A 17502-nucleotide genomic window follows, 5' to 3' on the forward strand; every position below is an offset into this window, starting at 1 on the left:
TCCCTAGTGCATCAACCCTGGCCAGGACGGCTGGGGTTGCCATCTCTCGATGGACGCGGCCGGCAGAGGCTGGGCGAACAGGAACCCCTGGCCTACGTGACAGCCCTGGTCGAGCAGGAACTGGCGCTGGAGCGCGCTGGTGACTCCCTCGGCCACCACGTTCAGATCCCGCGCGCGGCCAATCCGGATCACGGCCTCCACCAGGGTGCGCGTGGCCTCGCTGTTCTCCAGATCCACCAGGAAACTCCGGTCGAGCTTGATCTCGTCGACTGGCAATTGCATGAGCCGGCTCAGGCTCGAAAACCCCGTCCCGAAATCGTCGATCGACAGGCGCACGCCCAGCTTGCGCAGGGCTGCGATCGTGGCCTCCGCCTCGGAGGTGTGATCGAGGAACACGCTTTCCGTGATCTCGATGGTCAGTTCGCCGGCAGGCAGCGCGTGCGTTCGCAGGGCCTGCGTCACTACGTCCGGCAGCGCTGGGTCACGGATCGATAGCGGCGAGAGGTTGACGGAGATGGCCGGCACTGCGGCGCCGAGCCGTCGCCAGCGTGCCTGCTGCGCACATGCTTCGCGCACGGCCCAGTATCCGAGCGCCACGATCAATCCGGATTCTTCGGCCAGCGGCACGAACACCGTGGGCGCGATGTCGCCGCGATGCGGATGCGGCCAGCGCGCCAGCGCTTCCACCGCCCAAAGGTTGCCCGAAGCCAGATGGATCTGAGGCTGGTAGCGCATCTGCAACTGGCCGCTGCCGATGGCTTCGCGCAGTTCGGATTCGAGCATGCGCCGATCGCCAAGGCGGCGCGCCAGCACCGTGTCATACACACAGATCTGGTTGCCGAGGTCCGGGCCACTGCGCTTCCTGGCCTGGCAGACCGCAAGGTCGGCATGATGCAGCAGCGTTTCGCGGTCGCGTGCCTGCTCGGTCAACATGCTGATGCCGATGCTGGCCGAAGGCGAAAGGCTCAGGCCGTGCGCGACGGTAACCGGCGGATCGAGCGCGCGCAGCAGCTCATCGGCGATGGCCAGGGCCTCGTCACGTCCGTGGCCCGGAAGCAGTACGGCGAACTCGTCCCCCGACAGCCGGCCGACGGTGGCATCCCGCGCGTGTTCGGCAGTGGCGAACTGCAGCCTTGATGCCACTTCGATCAAGAAGCGGTCGCCGGCGCCGTGACCCTGCACGTCGTTGACGCGCTTGAAGTTGTTCAGGTTGATGAACAGCAGGGCGAGCGGGGTGCCATGGGCGTTGGCACGCGCCACGGCATCGTCGGCGCGGGACAGCAGCAACTGGCGATTCGGCAGGCCGGTCAGCGCGTCGTAGTACGCCAGGCGGTGGATGCGCTCCTGGGTCTGGTCGCGCACCAGCGCCAGCGCGCAGAGGTCGGCGGCCACTCCCACGAGGTTTTCGTGGAACCCGTCTGGCAAGCGTGGTTCATTGAAGCACAGCGCGAAGGTGCCCAGCACGCGCCCGTCGGCGGCACGCACGGGGGTGGACCAGGTGGCGGCCATACCGGCGGCAAGCGCCGTTTCGCGTAGCGTTTCGCAGCGCGGATCCTGAGCGATGTCGTCGACGGCCACGGCGTGGCCGAGAAAAGCCGCCGCACCGCAGGAGCCCGACTGCAGGCCGATCTGCAGGCTGTCGAATGCGGCAAGCAGTTCGGGGGCGGCAGATGGCATCGCCACCAGCCGCAAATGGCCGTTGGAGACGCGCATGACGGCGGCCTTCGTGCCCGGCGCCATTCTTTCCACGCGACGGCACAGATCATTCATGATCTGCGCCGTCGGCAGGTCGCGCGCCAGGGCGTCAAGCGTGCGGTGCTGGATCGATTCGCGTACCTTCGTTGCCGTGATGTCGGTCAGGACCCAGACCGTGTTGACCAGTCCGCCACGATGCGTCGACGCCATAATCGGACTGACCGCGACCGATAGCCAGCGCGGCTGCCCGCTCTTGTCGGGCACCAGTGCTTCATTGCGCAGCGGCAGGCCGGCCGCCAATGGCGCCAGCAACGAAGGGATCTGCTCCGGCCGCGCGTTGATCGGCATGAGCAGATCCTGCCAGCGGCGGCCTACGGCCTGATACCGTGCGTAGCCGAGCAGACGCGTGAAGCCACCGTTCAGGTGGCAGATCGTGCCGTGGGCGTCGGTGATCATGACCGGGTTTTCGGCGTGGTCGAGGCACAGCGAGAGCATACGCAGTCCCGGCGGGCTCAACGTGGCGCCGGGCTCATTGCCGGTGCTGCCGTCGTCATGCAGGAAGGCGGCGAACTGCTTCGCAGGCACTCCTGGATTGGAGGCGCCGTCCGTGCCGAAGGTGGTGATGTGCAGCCGCACATGACGCACGGTGCCATCTGCGCGTGCGATGGCGAGATTCTGACCGCTCTGGTCATTGGCCACGCGCAGATCGCCGAGCGCCAGGACGGACGCGCACTGGCCTAGCACGGTGGTTCGTTCCAGACCCCACAATGCCTCCGCTGCGGCATTGAAGAGGGTGATCTGGTTGCGTGCGTCGACCGCGACCACGGCATCGATCGCCTGTTCCAGCGCCTGGGTACGCATTATTTTTTGACTATCTCGTTCTTGTCGGGTGTTACGTGCGCGACCAGGTGTTGCCCAGTCTCTCCCCATCGACCTGATCGACTGATCGACTGATCGACGTGCGCACCACGCGAGTGTACGACCGTTCTACTGCGCCCGTGGGCAGGGTTTGTCCGGCCTTCTGTCGTTGGCCGATCCACCGCAAACCACGGCTGGGCGGGCCTGGGGATATGGGCAAAGGGCGAGAAAGGCGCTTTCGCTCTGGCCTGATTTTCTCGGTACGCCTGAATTAGAGTGTTTCTTCGGAACAGGGTCTATTCGACCGTGACAATGATCGCCACGCGGCGGTTCTCCGCGCGACCCAGCGCCGTGCCGTTGTCGGCGATGGGGCGGGTCTTGCCGAATCCGCGCACATCGAGATGATCGCGTGCGAATCCGCAGGTGAGCAACACGCGCGCCACAGCCTCGGCACGGCGCATGGAGAGCTGCTGGTTGTACTCGATCGTGCCGACGTTGTCGGTGTGGCCGTCCACGCGCAAGGCGTCGATGCCGGCATCCCGCAGCGTGCGTGCGACCCGGGCGAGGGCGTTCTGTTGCTCGGCCGAGACCGTGTCGTCGTCGAAGCCGAACAGCACCTTGTCCGGCATGACAAGCTCCCAGCCGTTGCCGGTCAGCATGAACCCCTGGTTCTTGAGCACGGCAATCTGCGCGGGTGTCAGCTTGTGGGCGGGGCTGGCGCAACCGGACAGCGCCAGCGCGCCCAGACCGGCCAGTGTGGTCAGCAGGAAAGCGCGACGGGGTCTGCTGGGCGCTCTCATGGTCGGCCTCTAGAGATGTGGCTCCGGTGGCGCGGACTCCGCGCTGTGCCACGTGGCGCCGGACTGGCGCTTGGCCCCGTACATCGCGGCATCGGCGGAATGGAGCAGCGCCGTGCCATTGCGGGCATGCAGCGGGTACACGGCCAGGCCGATGCTGAGTGGCGCGAAGATGGTGGTGCCATCCGCCAGACACACAGGGGTGGCCATGGCGTTGAGGATGTGCTCGGCGATGCGAACCGCGTCCTCGGGCGCGCGGAGGGCGTTGACCAGCACGGCGAACTCGTCGCCGCCTAGCCGCGCCACGCTGTCGCCTTCGCGCAGGCAGCCGCGCAGGCGCTGACCGACGGCGACGAGCACGGCATCGCCCGCCGCGTGGCCATAGCGGTCGTTGATTCCCTTGAAGTCGTCGCTGTCGAGATAGAGCACGGCGGCATATTGGTTGCGCGCCGCCGCAGTACGCACGGCGAGATCGAGCGCTTCAGTGAAGGCGGCGCGGTTGAGCAAGCCTGTCAGGCTGTCATGGCTGGCGCGGTGCGCCAGCGAACGGTTCTCGTGCTGAAGCTGGTTCTGCCAGGCCTCGAGTTCGTCCAGCAGGACGTTGAAGTCTTCGGACAGCGCATTCAGTTCCTCGATCCGCGCCGGCGGCATGCGCTGTCCAAACGCGCGTTCGGAACGCACCGCGTGGGCCACGCGCATCAGGTTGCGCAGGGGATCGACGACATCCTTGAGCATTCGGCGGGACATGTAGTGCGCCACCAGCGCCGTCAACAGCAGGCAGGCTCCCAGGCCCAGCGTGCCCTGCAGCAGGAAGTGCAGCAGCGCCACCGGATCGCCTGCCACGCGCACGCTGCCTACCTGCTGGGCTTCGTGGAGGATTGGCTGCTCGACGGCGCCCGATATCAGCAGGTCGCCGGCCACCCGGCGCAGCGCGGGGAATCGCTCGTGGCCGGGGCGCTGCCACACGGTCATCGGTTGGTGGTCGCGGTCGTACACGATGACCCGCGTCACGTCCTCGGATGCGGCGATCACGGAAAGCGCATCGGCCGCGGCGGCGGCGTCGCCGAACACGACCGGCGCTTCCACCGTATAGGCGATCGAGCGCGCCACCAGCCGGAGGTTGTGATCCGCATAGACGCGCAGCGCGGTCAGCCCGAGCGCGGTCAGCGAGATGCCGACCGTGAACACGGCGATCAGCGCCACGCCAAGGTGGATACGCCGCAGCGCGCGGTAGAGCGTCGGGCGCTGTGGCACGGCGTCGTCGGGGGCGGGGGGGCGGCCGGGCCAGTTCATGATGCGGGCGTCCTGCGGCGGCCGAGCTGGAGCACGCCGGGGTGGATATGAATCCCGCTGCGCGCGATGGCATCTAGATTGATCCGGAACGAGACTTGATTCTCACGGAATGCCAGGCAAAACATGCTGCCAACTTCACATTCGAAATCTTCCTCGACGATCACCAGCACGGGCTTTCCCACCAGATCCGTCGTCAGCTTCTTGCGGCGAGCATCGGTCATGGCCCCCATATAGAGTGCGTCGCACTCGGACGCGAGTGCGTCGGCAAGCGGATCGACAGGGCGTGCCTGGACCAGCCGGCCCGTGGATAGCGAGCCGCCTTCCATCAGCTTGCCACCGTAACGTGCATCCGTATCCACGCACAGCCGCAGCGTTTCGCGCTCGGCGGGCCAGCGCGCATAGCTCAACAGGCTCATCACCATGCGGGCCACGGCTTCGGGGCGTGAAGCCGGTGCGGCGGGGGCCGATACCGGGGCTGATGCAGGCGCTGCCGCGGCAACCGTGGAGGCGGCCACGGCTGCCGGCCATGTGCCGGGCGTGGCCAGCAGCAGAACCAGTGGCAGTGTCAGCGCGGAGCGCGGTCGGTGAGCGAAATTGGGCGTCAAGTACGGCAATTGGGGCGGCGGCTGGCAGTGGTGTCCGGCGGACATCTGGTCAAGTGTCGGCACCGTTACAGAAAACTGTAGCCACTCTGGCTTATCTCCGCACCGGGCCAGATGTCTTAGATATAAGAGGATGAGGGTGACGGAGGCGGCAGCCATCCATCCCGTGTGCTAGAGTTCCCGGACGCGTTTGTCTCGCTTGTTTCGACCGGAGGAGTCTCATGACGACCGAATCCAGACCGCAACTCAAGGCTTTCGTGCAGACCGCGCCGCAGGCCGGGCGCTATGTGTGGGTGATCTCGCTGGTGGATTTCGGCGGGCAGCAGATCCGGCGCACCATCGTGTCCGACGACACCTTCACAACATCCGACGCCGCCCGCGTGGCTGGTGACGCCGAACTCAAGGCGATGGCTGCGGACCACTAAGCGTTTCAGCTGGCTAGTGCAGCCTGAGTCGCGTGGTAATTTTCGGATACCCTTTCTTACATCACATTCCAGATAGCACCGATAGACTTCTTTCTATCGGTGCTAATTACAAAGAGAGGGTCCCTATGAAACGACAGCTTTTCGCGCGCGCCTTTGCTGGCGCGGTTCTGCTTGGCTCGGCAGCGGCGCTGGCGCCAGCCGCCATGGCGCAGGTCAGCATCAATATCGGCATTGGCGTTCCGCCACCGGCCCCGGTCTATGAAGTCGTGCCGCCTCCGCGTGTTGGCTACGTCTGGGCGCCCGGCTATTGGGACTGGGACGACCACGGTCACAAGCATGCATGGAAGAAGGGGCACTGGGTCAGCGAACGCCCCGGCTATGTTTATGAGCAGCCGCGCTGGGTTCGCGCCAGCAACGGCTGGGTGTTGCAGCCCGAGCGCTGGAACCGCGGGCCGGGCCGAGGCGATGACGATGATCAGGGCCACGGCCATGATCATGACCGCGGCCGTGGCGGCTATCACTGCCCGCCCGGACACGCCAAGAAGGGCGAGTGCTGAGGATTTATCCCGATTTGTCGCGCCTTGCGATGCGGTGACAGCGGCGCGTGATGCCATGCTAGGATGCCCGGGCCAGAAAATTTCCCGGAGATGCGGACATGTCCAAGCAGGTTTTCACGCGCGCGCAGTATCTCGATATTCTCAATGACAGTCTGCGCCGCCATCCAGGTTTCCAGCCCGGCATGGCGTTCGTTTTCCTGCCGCCGGGCGCCAGCGCCAGCCAGGCTTCGGGCGTGGGTTGCACCGGTCCGATGGAAGCGATGCCGATCTACTGCGAGATCGAGCGCGTGGCGTCGGGACTGATCGAGGTCGAGCCGGCGTAGTGGCCGGTGCGGCGACAATAGCGATAGGACAAAAGCAAAACAGGCACCCTGCGGGGTGCCTGTTTTGCTTTGTGGCGTGGCCTGCTTACGCCTCGTCTTCCTCGTCGTCGAGGAATTCGCGACGCAGCATCCAGTTGGCGATCGCTTCGTCGCAGACATTCTTGAGCTTGCCCTTGTCGGGCAGCTTGTCGAACAGCTGAAAGTTCACCAGCGCCATGCCGATATCGGTGATGTAGAACATGCGGTCCGGATCGTCGTGGTGGACGATGCGCCCGTCGATGCCCGAATCCTCACTGTCGGCGGGCATGTCCTCGAGTTCGACCACCCGGCACGTGAAGCGCGGGCTGCGGGTGTGGGTCAGATACTCGAATTCGTCGTGCATGACGTCGCCGCCCTTGTTGGCGATGACGGCGAAGCCCCAGATGAACCGGGGCATCGGCAGATCGGACAGATCGTCAATCTCGTCCATATCGTCCATGGTGTTCTCCCTGATGCGTTAACCGGCATTATCGCCCAAGTCCAGCACCATGAACGCAGGTATCGTCGATCAGCCGAGCATATAACCCCTGGCGAGCTTGCCGAAGTCCTCGAGTTCGCGTGCCTGCCAGGCCGAGTCGTGCGCAAGTTCTTCCGCCAGGATCGCCGCCACCCGGGGCGCGCCGTCCAGCGCCGCGCGGGCGTCCAGGAACAGCGCCCGATTGCGCCGCGCCAACACGTCCTCAACGCGTCGGGCCAGCTCGTAGCGCGCGGCAAAGCGGACGTGGGCCTCGGTCAGGCCGGAGGCGGGCACGAGCACGTTGTCCGCGCCCGGCATCGCCTGAACCAGGGGGAGGTCGGCGCCGTAGTAGCGGTCGGGCGATCCGGTGCCCGAGGGCGGCAGGTCATTGGGCATGTTGGTCGCGCCGTGCAGCGGCAGGTCGGCCGTGCGGCAGGGCGCGGCGCGCAGCAATTGCCGCTGGATCGCGGTTTCCATCACGTCCTCGGCCATCTTGCGATACGTGGTCCATTTACCGCCAGTGACCGTGATCAGTCCGGCTTTGGATACCAGGATCGTATGCTCGCGCGACAGCGACGCGGTGGAGGCTTCCCCGGTGGCCTTCACCAGCGGCCGCAGGCCCGCCCAGACGCTGGTCACGTCATCGCGGGTCGGGTCGCGGGCCAGGTAGCGCGCGGCCGTTTCCAGGATGAAGTCGACGTCATCGCTCGCAGCGCGGGGCTCCAGTGGCAGATCCTGGCGCGGGGTGTCGGTGGTGCCGACGATCGTGTGCCCGTTCCAGGGCACCAGGAACAGCACGCGGCCATCGTCGGTTTTCGGAATCAGGACTGCGCGATCGCCGGGCAGGAAGCTGCGCGGAATCGTCAGGTGAACGCCCTGGCTCGGCGCCACCATCCGCCGGGCCTGGCCGTCTTCCATCTGGCGCACGGCATCGACCCACACGCCGGTGGCGTTGATCACGCAATCCGCATGCAGGTGGAACGTCTCCCCACCGATCACATCTTGCGCCGTGACGCCGGTGATGACGCCGGTGATGACGCCGTTGGACTGCGAGAGTCCGCTCACGCGCACGTAGTTGACCGCGGTGCCGCCCACATCGAACAGCGTGCGCATCAACGCCATCGCCAGCCGCGCGTCATCGAACTGGCCGTCAAAATACAGATTGCCGCCGCGCAGCGGACGCCCGCCCACGTGCTCGGCCAGGGTTGGCGCGGCCTCGAGCGTTTCGCGATGGCTGAGCCAGCGGCTGCCGGAAAGGTTCAGGCCGCCTGCCAGCATGTCATAGAGCTTCAGGCCGATCCCGTAGAACGGCTGGTCGAACATCTGGTAGGCCGGCACGACGAAGCCGAGCGGCCAGACCACGTGCGGTGCGTTGCGCGCGAGCAGGCCGCGTTCGTGCAGGGCCTCGCGCACCAGGCTGATGTTGCCTTGCGCCAGGTAGCGAACGCCGCCATGCACGAGCTTGGTGGCCTTGCTCGACGTGCCCTTGGCGAAGTCGGCGGCTTCGAGCAGCAGCGTGCGGTAGCCGCGCGAAGCAGCATCGAGCGCGGTGCCCAGCCCCGTGGCGCCGCCGCCGATGACGATCACATCCCAGCGTGGCTCGCGCGCGAGCGTCTGAAGCAGGGTGTCGCGGGAGGGAGGGGCGACCGGAGTGACGGAAGTTTGCATGGGAAATTCGAATCTGGGTTCAGCGTGCGGCGTCATCGGACTCGCGAGCCCAGTCGCGGGCGCGGTCGACGGCGCGGTGCCAACGCGCGATGCGGCGCTCGCGTTCGTCGGCGGACAGCTTTGGCTCGAAGCGTTGCTCCACCTGCCACTGCCGCGTGATTTCTTCGGGGTCGGTCCAGTAGCCGGTTGCCAGCCCGGCGAGGTATGCCGCGCCTAGCGCGGTGGTTTCGGTCACGCGCGGCCGGACCACGGCGGTGCCGAGCAAGTCAGCCTGCATCTGCATCAGCAGGTCGCTGCGCGAGGCGCCGCCATCGACCCGGAGTTCGGCCAGCGAGATGCCGGCGTCCTTCTGCATGGCGTCGAGCACATCCACGCTTTGCAGCGCGATGGATTCGAGCGCGGCCCGGGCGATGTGCGGCCCGCCGGTACCGCGCGTGATGCCGACCAGCGTGCCGCGTGCGAAGGGATCCCAGTGCGGCGCGCCGAGGCCGGCGAATGCCGGCACCAGCACCACGCCGCCGGTGTCGGTGCACTGGCGGGCCAGCGGCTCCACCTCGGGGGCGCTGTGGATCAGTTTGAGACCGTCGCGCAGCCACTGGATCGTCGCGCCGCCCATGAATACGCCGCCTTCCAGGCAGTACTGGGTATTGCCGCCGATCTGCCAGCCGATGGTCGTGATCAGCCGGTTGCGCGATGTCACGGGCTTTTCGCCGGTGTTCATCAGGATGAAGCATCCGGTGCCATAGGTGTTCTTGGCCATGCCCGGCCGCAGGCACGCCTGGCCAAACGTGGCGGCCTGCTGGTCGCCGGCGATGCCGGCAATCGGAATCTCCACGCCGAACAGCCGTGCCGACGCGCGCGCGACCTCGCCGCTTGACGGCGCCACTTCCGGCAGCAGGTTGCGTGGAATATCCAGCAGGCCCAGGAGCTCATCGTCCCAGCGGAAATCGTGGATGTTGAACAACATCGTGCGCGAAGCATTGGAAACGTCGGTGACGTGCCGCGCGCCATCGGTCAACTGCCAGATCAGCCAGCTATCGACGGTGCCGAAGGCCAGCTCGCCGCGCTCGGCGCGTGCGCGGGCGCCCTCGTAGTTGTCGAGCATCCAGCGCAGTTTGGTGCCGGAGAAATAGGCGTCGACGATCAGTCCGGTCTTGCGCTGGAATGTCTCCGCGTGGCCCGCTGCCTGCAGGTCCTCGCACATCGGCGCGGTGCGGCGGTCTTGCCAGACCAGCGCGCGCCCCACCGGCTCGCCGGTCTTGCGATCCCACAGCACCGTGGTTTCGCGCTGGTTCGTGATGCCGATGGCGGCAATCTGCGTGCCGCTGACGCCCGCGTCGCCCAGTACCTCGTGCGCCACGGCCAGTTGCGACTGCCAGATCTCGTAGGGGTCGTGCTCGACGTGGCCGGGATGCGGATAATATTGCCGAAACTCACGCTGGGCGATGCGTACGACATTGCCCAGGTGATCGAACAGGATGGCGCGCGAACTACTGGTGCCCTGATCCAGGGCCAGCACGTACTGCGGCTGATGAGAGGTCGTGGATGTCATGCGTTCCATCCGGATGTGTTGAATTGAATAGCCATGGCCGAAACAGCTTCCCGCCCCGCCGATCCAGCCGATATCGTTAGCGTAGTCACTGCCGGCGTTGCCGCGCGCAGTCCCTTTGATCCCGCTGCCCACCTACGCCTGATGGTCGATGGGCGGCACGTGGGCTGGCTGCCGCGCAAGCACGCAGGCATCCTCGCGGGGTTTGATGGTGTGCTGGGCCAGCCCGACGGGCAGGGCGCCATCACGCTGCTGCCCGGATGTACCACGGTGCCCGCGCGCAATGCGGCGCTGTCGATGCTGGCCACCCAACTGGCCGATGCCGGCCATGTGCGCGGCTGGCGCAACGAGCTGTTCGCGGTGACGCCGGCGCTGGAAGCCGAGCCGCTGGCCGTGATCGAGCGTGCGGCAGCCCGCTTCCTGGGGCTGCTGACGTTCGCGTCGCACATGAACGGGATCGTGGCCGGCCAGCGGGCGCTATGGATATCGCGCCGCAGCCCGCGCAAGGCGGTGGACCCGGGCATGTGGGACAACCTCGTAGCCGGTGGCATGCCGGCCGGCAGTGATCCGCTGGAAACACTGGTGCGCGAATGCGACGAGGAATCGGGGATTCCGCCCACTCTGGCTACCCAGGCCGAGGCCCACGGGGTGATCGATGTGCTACGTGAAATCCCCGAAGGCGTGCAGTGGGAGCGTGTGTATGCATATGACCTCGTGCTGCCCGCCGACTTCGTTCCCCATAACCGCGACGGCGAAGTGGCCGAGCACCGCCATATCGATCCGGAGGCATTGCTTGCTATCATGGCGGATTGCGCCCTGACCGTCGATGCCACGCTGGTGACGCTGGATGCCCTCTGCCGACGCGGCTGGGCCGGTGTCCAGCCCTGAATCGAGGCTTTCACGGTTCCGGCCCGCTCAATTCCGAATCGCATACGATGAGTTCCACCGGATTTATCCTCACGCTTTCCTGCCCGGACCAGCCGGGCATCGTTCACGCCGTATCCGGCCTGCTGTTCCAGCACGGCTGCAATATCGTTGACTCCGACCAGTACGGTGACGCCTTCGCCGGCCGATTCTTCATGCGCGTGCATTTCAGCGCCGCGCCGGGCGGCCCGGATCTGGCCGAGCTTCGTGCCGCGTTTGCCCCCGTGGGCGACCAGTTCGGCATGCAGTGGGAGGTCCACGACGCGACCGTGAAGCCGCGCGTGATGATCATGGTGTCGAAGATTGGCCACTGCCTGAACGACCTGCTGTTCCGCGCCAAGGTTGGCGGTCTGCCGGTGGAGATCGCGGCGATTGTCTCGAATCATCGTGACTTCTATCAGCTCGCCGCGTCCTACGACGTGCCGTTCTTCCATCTGCCGCTGATGAACGCATCGGCGGAGCAGAAGGCCGCGCAGGAAGCGCGCGTGTTCGAAGTCGTGCGCGAGCAGAATATCGACCTGGTCGTGCTGGCCCGCTACATGCAGGTGCTGTCCGATGACCTGTGCCGCAAGCTCCAGGGCCGCGCGATCAACATCCACCATTCGTTCCTGCCGAGCTTCAAGGGTGCCAAGCCTTACTACCAGGCGCATGACCGCGGCGTGAAGCTGATTGGCGCGACGGCCCACTACGTGACTGCCGATCTCGACGAAGGCCCGATCATCGAACAGGAGATCGAGCGCGTGGACCACAGCATGGATCCGGAGCAACTGACCGCTGTGGGTCGCGACGTCGAATGCGTGGCGCTGGCCCGCGCCGTCAAGTGGCATGCGGAACATCGGATTCTGCTGAACGGCCACAAGACGGTGGTGTTCAAGTAAGGACCGGAAACCGCAATGGTTTCCGCCCCTCTCCCGAACGGGGGAGGGGGGCGGTGAAGAGGGCATGCGGTTCAATTTGCGACCCGTCCTGGCTGCTACTACCCCAACGCCTTCTCCCAGAACCCCTTTCCCACAAGCGTGAGAAGGGAGCGCGAGACGTGAGCCCACCTCACTCCTGATCCGCGACCACACATTCCACCCCGCTTTCCTGCAGCATCGTGTCGAAAGGCGCGGGTAACGGCTCGTCCGTGAATAGCCGGTCGATGCTCGCGAGCGGCGCCAGTTCCACCATGGCTCGCCGGTTGAACTTGCTGGCGTCGGCCGCCAGCCAGATTTCGCGCGAGTGTTCCATGATCGTGCGAGACACCTTTACCTCGCGAAAATCATAGTCGCGCAGCGAGCCGTCGGCCTCGATGCCCGAGATGCCGATCAGGCCGATATCCACCTTGAATTGCCGGATAAATTCCACCGTAGCCTCGCCAACGATGCCGCGGTCGCGCGAACGCAGCACGCCACCGGCGACGATGACCTCGCAGTCGGGGTTGTCGGCCAGGATATTGGCCACATTCAGGTTATTCGTAATCACCCGCAAGCCTCGGTGATGGATCAGCGCGCGCGCCACTTCCTCCACCGTGGTGCCGATGTTCAGGATCAGCGAGCAGCCTTCCGGCACGGCAGCCGCCACCGCGCGCGCGATGCGCGCCTTGCCCTCCGCGTTCAGCACCTGGCGTTGCCGGTAGGCAATGTTCTCGGTGGTCGATCCCTCTACCCGTACCCCGCCATGAAACCGGGCCAGCATGCCGTTCTCGGCCAGCAGGTTGACGTCCCGGCGCACCGTTTGCAGGGTCACGCCGAACTTGCGCGCGAGTTCGTCGATAGAGGCAAAGCCCTGCGTGCGGACTTCCTCGAGGAGTGCGGTCTGGCGTGGATTGAGCGTCATGTCCGGCATTCTAGTTCAAACAGAAACGAAAACAAATGATGCGGCGCAGTATTGTTTTGTGTTCGTTTTTGAGCTAAAACGAGCGGGTTGCTATGAAAAGTGCGCTTCAGCCGCAGGTTTTCGAAGTGGCTGAGCTGTCACAAGAAGAATATTGGAGACTGGATGCAGCTCAGCCTGGAAGGCATTGCGCAGCACGTGGGATCGCAAGCCTATCTTTACCCGATGTCGCTGGCGCCCGTGCCTGGCGCCGTCACGATCCTGCTGGGAACGACCCAGGCGGGCAAGACATCGCTGATGCGGGTCATGGCGGGGCTGGACAAGCCCACCGCGGGCCGCGTGCTGGTAGACGGCGCCGACGTGACCGGCGTGCCGGTGCGGGAACGCAACGTGTCGATGGTCTATCAGCAGTTCATCAACTACCCGTCGCTGCGCGTCTTCGACAACATTGCATCGCCGTTGCGGCTGCGCCGGGATCGCCAGGCCGACGTCGACGCGCGTGTTCGCTCGCTGGCGGGGCGCCTGCACATCGAGCATCTGCTCGACCGGTATCCCTCGGAGCTATCTGGTGGCCAGCAGCAGCGTGTGGCCCTGGCCCGTGCGCTGGCCAAGAATGCGCCGCTGATGCTGCTCGATGAGCCGCTGGTCAACCTCGACTACAAGCTGCGCGAGGAACTGCGCGAGGAACTGACGCAACTCTTCGCGCAGGGCGATGCCACCGTGATTTACGCCACTACCGAGCCGGCCGAAGCGCTGCTGCTCGGTGGCCATACCGCAGTGCTCGATGCTGGTGAGTTGCTCCAATATGGCCCGACGCCGGAGGTGTTCCACTATCCGGCGTCACTGCGCGTGGCGCGCGCCTTCAGCGATCCACCGATGAATCTTCTCGAAGGTGCGCTGGCGCATGGCCGCGTCGTGCTGGCCGGCAACATTTCCATCCCGATGCCGGACGTGGCTCATACCGATGGGCCGGTAACGGTGGGCGTGCGTGCTGGCGCGCTGCGGCTCGACGCCGTGCCACAGGCCGTGGCCGTGCCGGGCAGAGTGGCGCTGGCCGAACTGTCGGGTTCGGATACGTTCGTGCATGTCGATACACCCGCCGGCAATCTGGTGGCCCAGCTTACCGGTGTGCGCGATCTCGAACTGGGCGCGCAGTTGTCGCTCCATATCGAGCCAGCCCAGATCTACCTGTTCAACGCGGACGGCGACCGCATACACGCGCCGCGCCGTCCAGGCATGTCGCCGGCGTCGGCGGGCCCGGTCACCGCGATCACCGAGTCGGGAGCCTGATATGGCACGTATCGATCTCGATCTCGCGCACGCCTATGTCGCCAATCCGCAGAAGGATGAGGACTACGCGCTGCTGCCACTACATTTCACGTTCGAGGATGGCGGCGCCTACGCGCTGCTGGGCCCGTCAGGCTGCGGCAAGACTACGCTGCTGAACTGCATCTCGGGTCTGCTGCGTCCTTCGCAAGGCACGATCAGCTTCGATGGCAAGGACGTGACTGGCGATTCGCCGCAGGCACGCAATATCGCCCAGGTATTCCAGTTCCCGGTGATCTACGACACGATGACGGTCGGCGAGAACCTCGCGTTCCCACTGCGCAATCGCGGTGTACCGGCCGCGCAGGTCAAGGAGCGGGTGGGGCGCGTGGCCGAAATGCTCGACCTTTCGGCGTCGCTGGACCGCCGCGCCAGCGGGCTGGCTGCCGACGCGAAGCAGAAGATCTCGCTGGGTCGTGGTCTGGTGCGGCAGGACGTATCGGCGATCCTGTTCGACGAGCCGCTGACCGTGATTGACCCGCACCTGAAATGGCAACTCCGTCGCAAGCTCAAGGAGATCCACCACGAATTTCGCCTGACGCTGATCTACGTGACCCATGACCAGACCGAGGCACTGACCTTTGCCGATCAGGTTGTGGTCATGTCGCGTGGAAAGGCTGTGCAGGTGGGCTCGGCCGATGCATTGTTCGAGCGGCCCGCGCACACCTTCGTGGGGCACTTCATCGGCTCGCCCGGCATGAATTTCCTGCCGGGCCAATGGCGCGATGGCGGCATCGAGATGGCGGGGCGGCGCTACGCGCCCGACCTGTCGCCAGATGTGGCAGCGAGGCTGCAGGCTGCCGGCACCTTCAAGGTCGGCGTGCGTCCGGAGTACCTGAAGCTGGCAGCCGGCAACGATCCGCAAGCGCTGCCCGTGCGCGTGGAGCGCGCGCAGGATATCGGCACGTACTGGCTGGTGTCCTCGACGGTAGACCACGGCGAAGCCGCGACCCTGCGCGCGCGGCTGGGAACCGAGGCCGCGCATCTGCGTGCTGGCGATACCGCGTGGTTGTCAGTGTTCAACCGGCATACCTGCTTCTACGTCAACGAGGAACTGGTCCAATGAAGCCCGTCAACCAGAAGGCCTGGCTGCTGGTGCTGCCAGTGGTGCTGTGCGTGGCGTTCTCGGCCATCCTGCCATTGATGACAATCGTCAATTACTCGGTGCAGGACATCATCTCGCCCGATCGGCGGGTGTTCGTCGGTACTGAATGGTTCCGCACCGTGCTGCGAGACGAGGAACTGCATGGTGCGCTGTTCCGTCAGCTTGGTTTCTCGCTGGCCGTGCTGTGCGTGGAGATTCCGCTCGGCATCCTGCTGGCGCTGTCGATGCCGGCCAAGGGCTGGAAGGCATCGGCAACGCTGGTCATCATCGCGCTGTCGCTGCTGATTCCCTGGAACGTGGTCGGCACGATCTGGCAGATCTTCGGCCGTACCGATATCGGCCTGCTCGGGGCCGCGCTCGACGGGCTAGGCTTCGCCTACAACTACACCGGTAGCGCGTTCGACGCCTGGGTTACCGTGCTCGTCATGGACGTGTGGCACTGGACACCCCTGGTGGCATTGCTCTGCTACGCGGGGCTGCGGGCCATCCCGGATGCCTACTACCAGGCGGCGCAGATCGACGGCGCATCGCGCTTCGCGGTGTTTCGCTTCATCCAGTTGCCGAAGCTGCGCGGTGTGCTGATGATCGCGGTGCTGCTGCGCTTCATGGACAGCTTCATGATCTACACGGAGCCGTTCGTGCTGACCGGCGGCGGCCCGGGCAACGCCACCACGTTCCTGTCGCAATACCTGACGCAGAAGGCGGTGGGCCAGTTTGATCTGGGGCCGGCCGCGGCGTTCTCGATCATCTACTTCCTGATCATCCTGCTGACCTGCTTCATCCTCTACAACTGGATGCAACGCGCCGGCACGGCGGGCGCCGAGGAGATTCCAAATGGCTGAGCACGTGCTTCCGGGCCAGCGCGCCAGTTGGTGGCGGCCTGTATTCCTGACCACCTACCTGTTGTTCGCGATCGTGCCGATCTACTGGATGGTGAACATGTCGTTCAAGACCAACGAGGAGATCGTCTCGACACTCTCGCTCTGGCCGGCATCGTTCACGCTCGAGCACTACGTGACGATCTTCACCGACGCGTCTTGGTACTCGGGCTACATCAACTCGATGATCTACGTGGTCCTGAACACGGTGATATCGATCAGCGTGGCGCTCCCGGCCGCCTACGCGTTCTCGCGCTACCAGTTCATCGGCGACAAGCACGTGTTTTTCTGGCTGCTGACCAACCGCATGACGCCGCCCGCGGTGTTCCTGTTGCCGTTCTTCCAGCTCTACACGACGATCGGCCTGATGGATACACACCTTGGCGTGGCGCTGGCGCATCTGGTGTTCAACGTGCCGCTTGCGGTGTGGATCCTGGAGGGTTTCATGTCGGGCGTGCCACGCGAGATTGACGAGACCGCCTACGTTGACGGCTACTCGTTCCCGCGTTTCTTCCTGACGATCTTCCTGCCGCTGATCAAGGCCGGCGTGGGCGTGGCGGCGTTCTTCTGCTTCATGTTCAGCTGGGTGGAACTGCTGCTGGCGCGGACGCTGACGTCCGTCAACGCCAAGCCGATCGTTGCGACGATGACGCGCACGGTGTCGGCGTCCGGCATGGACTGGGGCGTGCTGGCCGCGGCCGGCGTGCTGACCATCGTGCCGGGCGCCATCGTGATCTGGTTTGTGCGGCACTACATCGCGAAAGGCTTCGCGATGGGCCGCGTTTAAGGGAGGCACCGATGCTGAGCTGGATGGTATGGACCACGCCCGTGGCCGTGTTCTTTGCCGCGGTAGTGGTGATGCTGATCGGCATGACGATCTGGGAAACCCGTACGCCGACGGTGATGCGCAAGGGCTTCCTGCCGATCGCCACCACGCGTGGCGACCGCCTGTTCATCGGGCTGATGTGCGCGGCGTGGGTCAACCTTGCATGGGTGGGACTGGGCGAAAAGATCCAGAGCTGGCTGCAACTGGCCGAAGAACCATCGATATGGATCAGCGCGGGCGTCTCTGCTCTGGTGCTGCTGCTGATCATGCGCCGGGGCTAGTGTTCCGGCGCAACGCGGATTTTGCTGATGTGGGCTGCGAGATCTTGTCCCTTCCCCAGGGCCGCAACCCAATTACAGAGAGCC

The 17502-nt window shown here is 65.4% G+C and carries 18 protein-coding genes; 10 read left to right on the forward strand and 8 right to left on the reverse strand.

The window, feature by feature from the left end; all coding sequences use genetic code 11:
• Nucleotides 1-3 precede the first annotated feature (3 nt).
• From B2246_RS00690 to B2246_RS00705, 4 genes are all read right to left on the reverse strand, one after another.
• Nucleotides 4-2556 (reverse strand): EAL domain-containing protein, encoded by a 2553-nt coding sequence (locus tag B2246_RS00690; protein WP_286881375.1) that lies wholly within the window; start codon nt 2554-2556, stop codon nt 4-6.
• A gap of 293 nt (nt 2557-2849) precedes the next feature.
• Nucleotides 2850-3353, reverse strand: a complete 504-nt coding sequence (locus B2246_RS00695) for an OmpA family protein (protein ID WP_008651927.1) — start codon at nt 3351-3353, stop codon at nt 2850-2852.
• Nucleotides 3354-3362: 9 nt separating this feature from the next.
• Entirely contained in the window at nt 3363-4643 is a 1281-nt protein-coding gene (locus B2246_RS00700; RefSeq protein WP_008651929.1) for a diguanylate cyclase domain-containing protein, read from the reverse strand.
• Entirely contained in the window at nt 4640-5293 is a 654-nt protein-coding gene (locus B2246_RS00705) for a YfiR family protein (protein WP_186424970.1), read from the reverse strand. The genes B2246_RS00700 and B2246_RS00705 overlap by 4 nt, the downstream gene beginning before the upstream one ends.
• A 173-nt stretch (nt 5294-5466) precedes the next feature.
• Here B2246_RS00705 and B2246_RS00710 point away from each other — a divergent pair, with 173 nt between their 5' ends.
• The 3 genes from B2246_RS00710 (at nt 5467) to B2246_RS00720 (ending at nt 6550) form a co-directional block, all read left to right on the forward strand.
• A complete protein-coding gene (locus B2246_RS00710) occupies nt 5467-5670 on the forward strand; it encodes a hypothetical protein (RefSeq protein ID WP_008651931.1) in 204 nt (67 codons plus the stop codon).
• Nucleotides 5671-5795: 125 nt separating this feature from the next.
• Nucleotides 5796-6227, forward strand: a complete 432-nt coding sequence (locus B2246_RS00715; protein WP_008651932.1) for a YXWGXW repeat-containing protein — start codon at nt 5796-5798, stop codon at nt 6225-6227.
• 98 nt (nt 6228-6325) lie between these two features.
• On the forward strand, nt 6326-6550 hold the full coding sequence (locus B2246_RS00720; RefSeq protein WP_008651933.1) for a hypothetical protein: 225 nt from the start codon (nt 6326-6328) through the stop codon (nt 6548-6550).
• 85 nt (nt 6551-6635) lie between these two features.
• On the opposite strand, the gene B2246_RS00725 is transcribed toward B2246_RS00720, so the two are convergent.
• The 3 genes from B2246_RS00725 to glpK all read right to left on the reverse strand — a co-directional run bounded on the left by B2246_RS00725 (nt 6636) and on the right by glpK (nt 10266).
• Nucleotides 6636-7019, reverse strand: coding sequence for a hypothetical protein (locus tag B2246_RS00725; RefSeq protein ID WP_035882356.1), 384 nt, complete (start codon nt 7017-7019; stop codon nt 6636-6638).
• A 78-nt stretch (nt 7020-7097) separates the two neighbouring features.
• On the reverse strand, nt 7098-8714 hold the full coding sequence (locus B2246_RS00730) for a glycerol-3-phosphate dehydrogenase/oxidase (RefSeq protein WP_286881372.1): 1617 nt from the start codon (nt 8712-8714) through the stop codon (nt 7098-7100).
• 19 nt (nt 8715-8733) lie between these two features.
• Entirely contained in the window at nt 8734-10266 is a 1533-nt protein-coding gene (gene glpK / locus B2246_RS00735; RefSeq protein ID WP_411431791.1) for a glycerol kinase GlpK, read from the reverse strand.
• A gap of 33 nt (nt 10267-10299) precedes the next feature.
• Here glpK and B2246_RS00740 point away from each other — a divergent pair, with 33 nt between their 5' ends.
• Together B2246_RS00740 and purU are read left to right on the forward strand one after the other, a co-directional pair.
• The gene (locus tag B2246_RS00740) at nt 10300-11151 is read left to right on the forward strand and encodes an NUDIX hydrolase (protein WP_286881371.1); all 852 of its coding nucleotides are present in this window, start codon (nt 10300-10302) and stop codon (nt 11149-11151) included.
• A gap of 47 nt (nt 11152-11198) precedes the next feature.
• Entirely contained in the window at nt 11199-12065 is an 867-nt protein-coding gene (purU, locus tag B2246_RS00745) for a formyltetrahydrofolate deformylase (RefSeq protein ID WP_008641549.1), read from the forward strand.
• Between the two features lie 169 nt (nt 12066-12234).
• On the opposite strand, the gene B2246_RS00750 is transcribed toward purU, so the two are convergent.
• Nucleotides 12235-13005, reverse strand: coding sequence for a DeoR/GlpR family DNA-binding transcription regulator (locus tag B2246_RS00750; protein ID WP_008641550.1), 771 nt, complete (start codon nt 13003-13005; stop codon nt 12235-12237).
• A gap of 162 nt (nt 13006-13167) precedes the next feature.
• Between B2246_RS00750 and B2246_RS00755 the strand changes: the two genes are divergently transcribed.
• The 5 genes from B2246_RS00755 to B2246_RS00775 are packed head-to-tail and all read left to right on the forward strand — an operon-like array spanning nt 13168 to nt 17418.
• Complete coding sequence (locus B2246_RS00755; protein WP_286881369.1) at nt 13168-14292, forward strand: ABC transporter ATP-binding protein; 1125 nt, start codon at nt 13168-13170, stop codon at nt 14290-14292.
• Nucleotide 14293: 1 nt separating this feature from the next.
• Nucleotides 14294-15394: an ABC transporter ATP-binding protein gene (locus tag B2246_RS00760; protein WP_286881366.1), complete on the forward strand. Its 1101-nt coding sequence runs from the start codon at nt 14294-14296 to the stop codon at nt 15392-15394.
• On the forward strand, nt 15391-16275 hold the full coding sequence (locus tag B2246_RS00765; RefSeq protein ID WP_008641553.1) for a carbohydrate ABC transporter permease: 885 nt from the start codon (nt 15391-15393) through the stop codon (nt 16273-16275). Before B2246_RS00760 ends, B2246_RS00765 begins: the two co-directional genes overlap by 4 nt.
• Nucleotides 16268-17098, forward strand: a complete 831-nt coding sequence (locus tag B2246_RS00770) for a carbohydrate ABC transporter permease (RefSeq protein WP_035882278.1) — start codon at nt 16268-16270, stop codon at nt 17096-17098. Before B2246_RS00765 ends, B2246_RS00770 begins: the two co-directional genes overlap by 8 nt.
• An 11-nt stretch (nt 17099-17109) precedes the next feature.
• Nucleotides 17110-17418, forward strand: coding sequence for a DUF2160 domain-containing protein (locus B2246_RS00775; RefSeq protein ID WP_008641555.1), 309 nt, complete (start codon nt 17110-17112; stop codon nt 17416-17418).
• The last annotated feature ends 84 nt before the right edge of the window (nt 17419-17502 follow it).

Source organism: Cupriavidus sp. UBA2010, assembly GCF_002335265.1.
Classification (GTDB): domain Bacteria; phylum Pseudomonadota; class Gammaproteobacteria; order Burkholderiales; family Burkholderiaceae; genus Cupriavidus; species Cupriavidus metallidurans.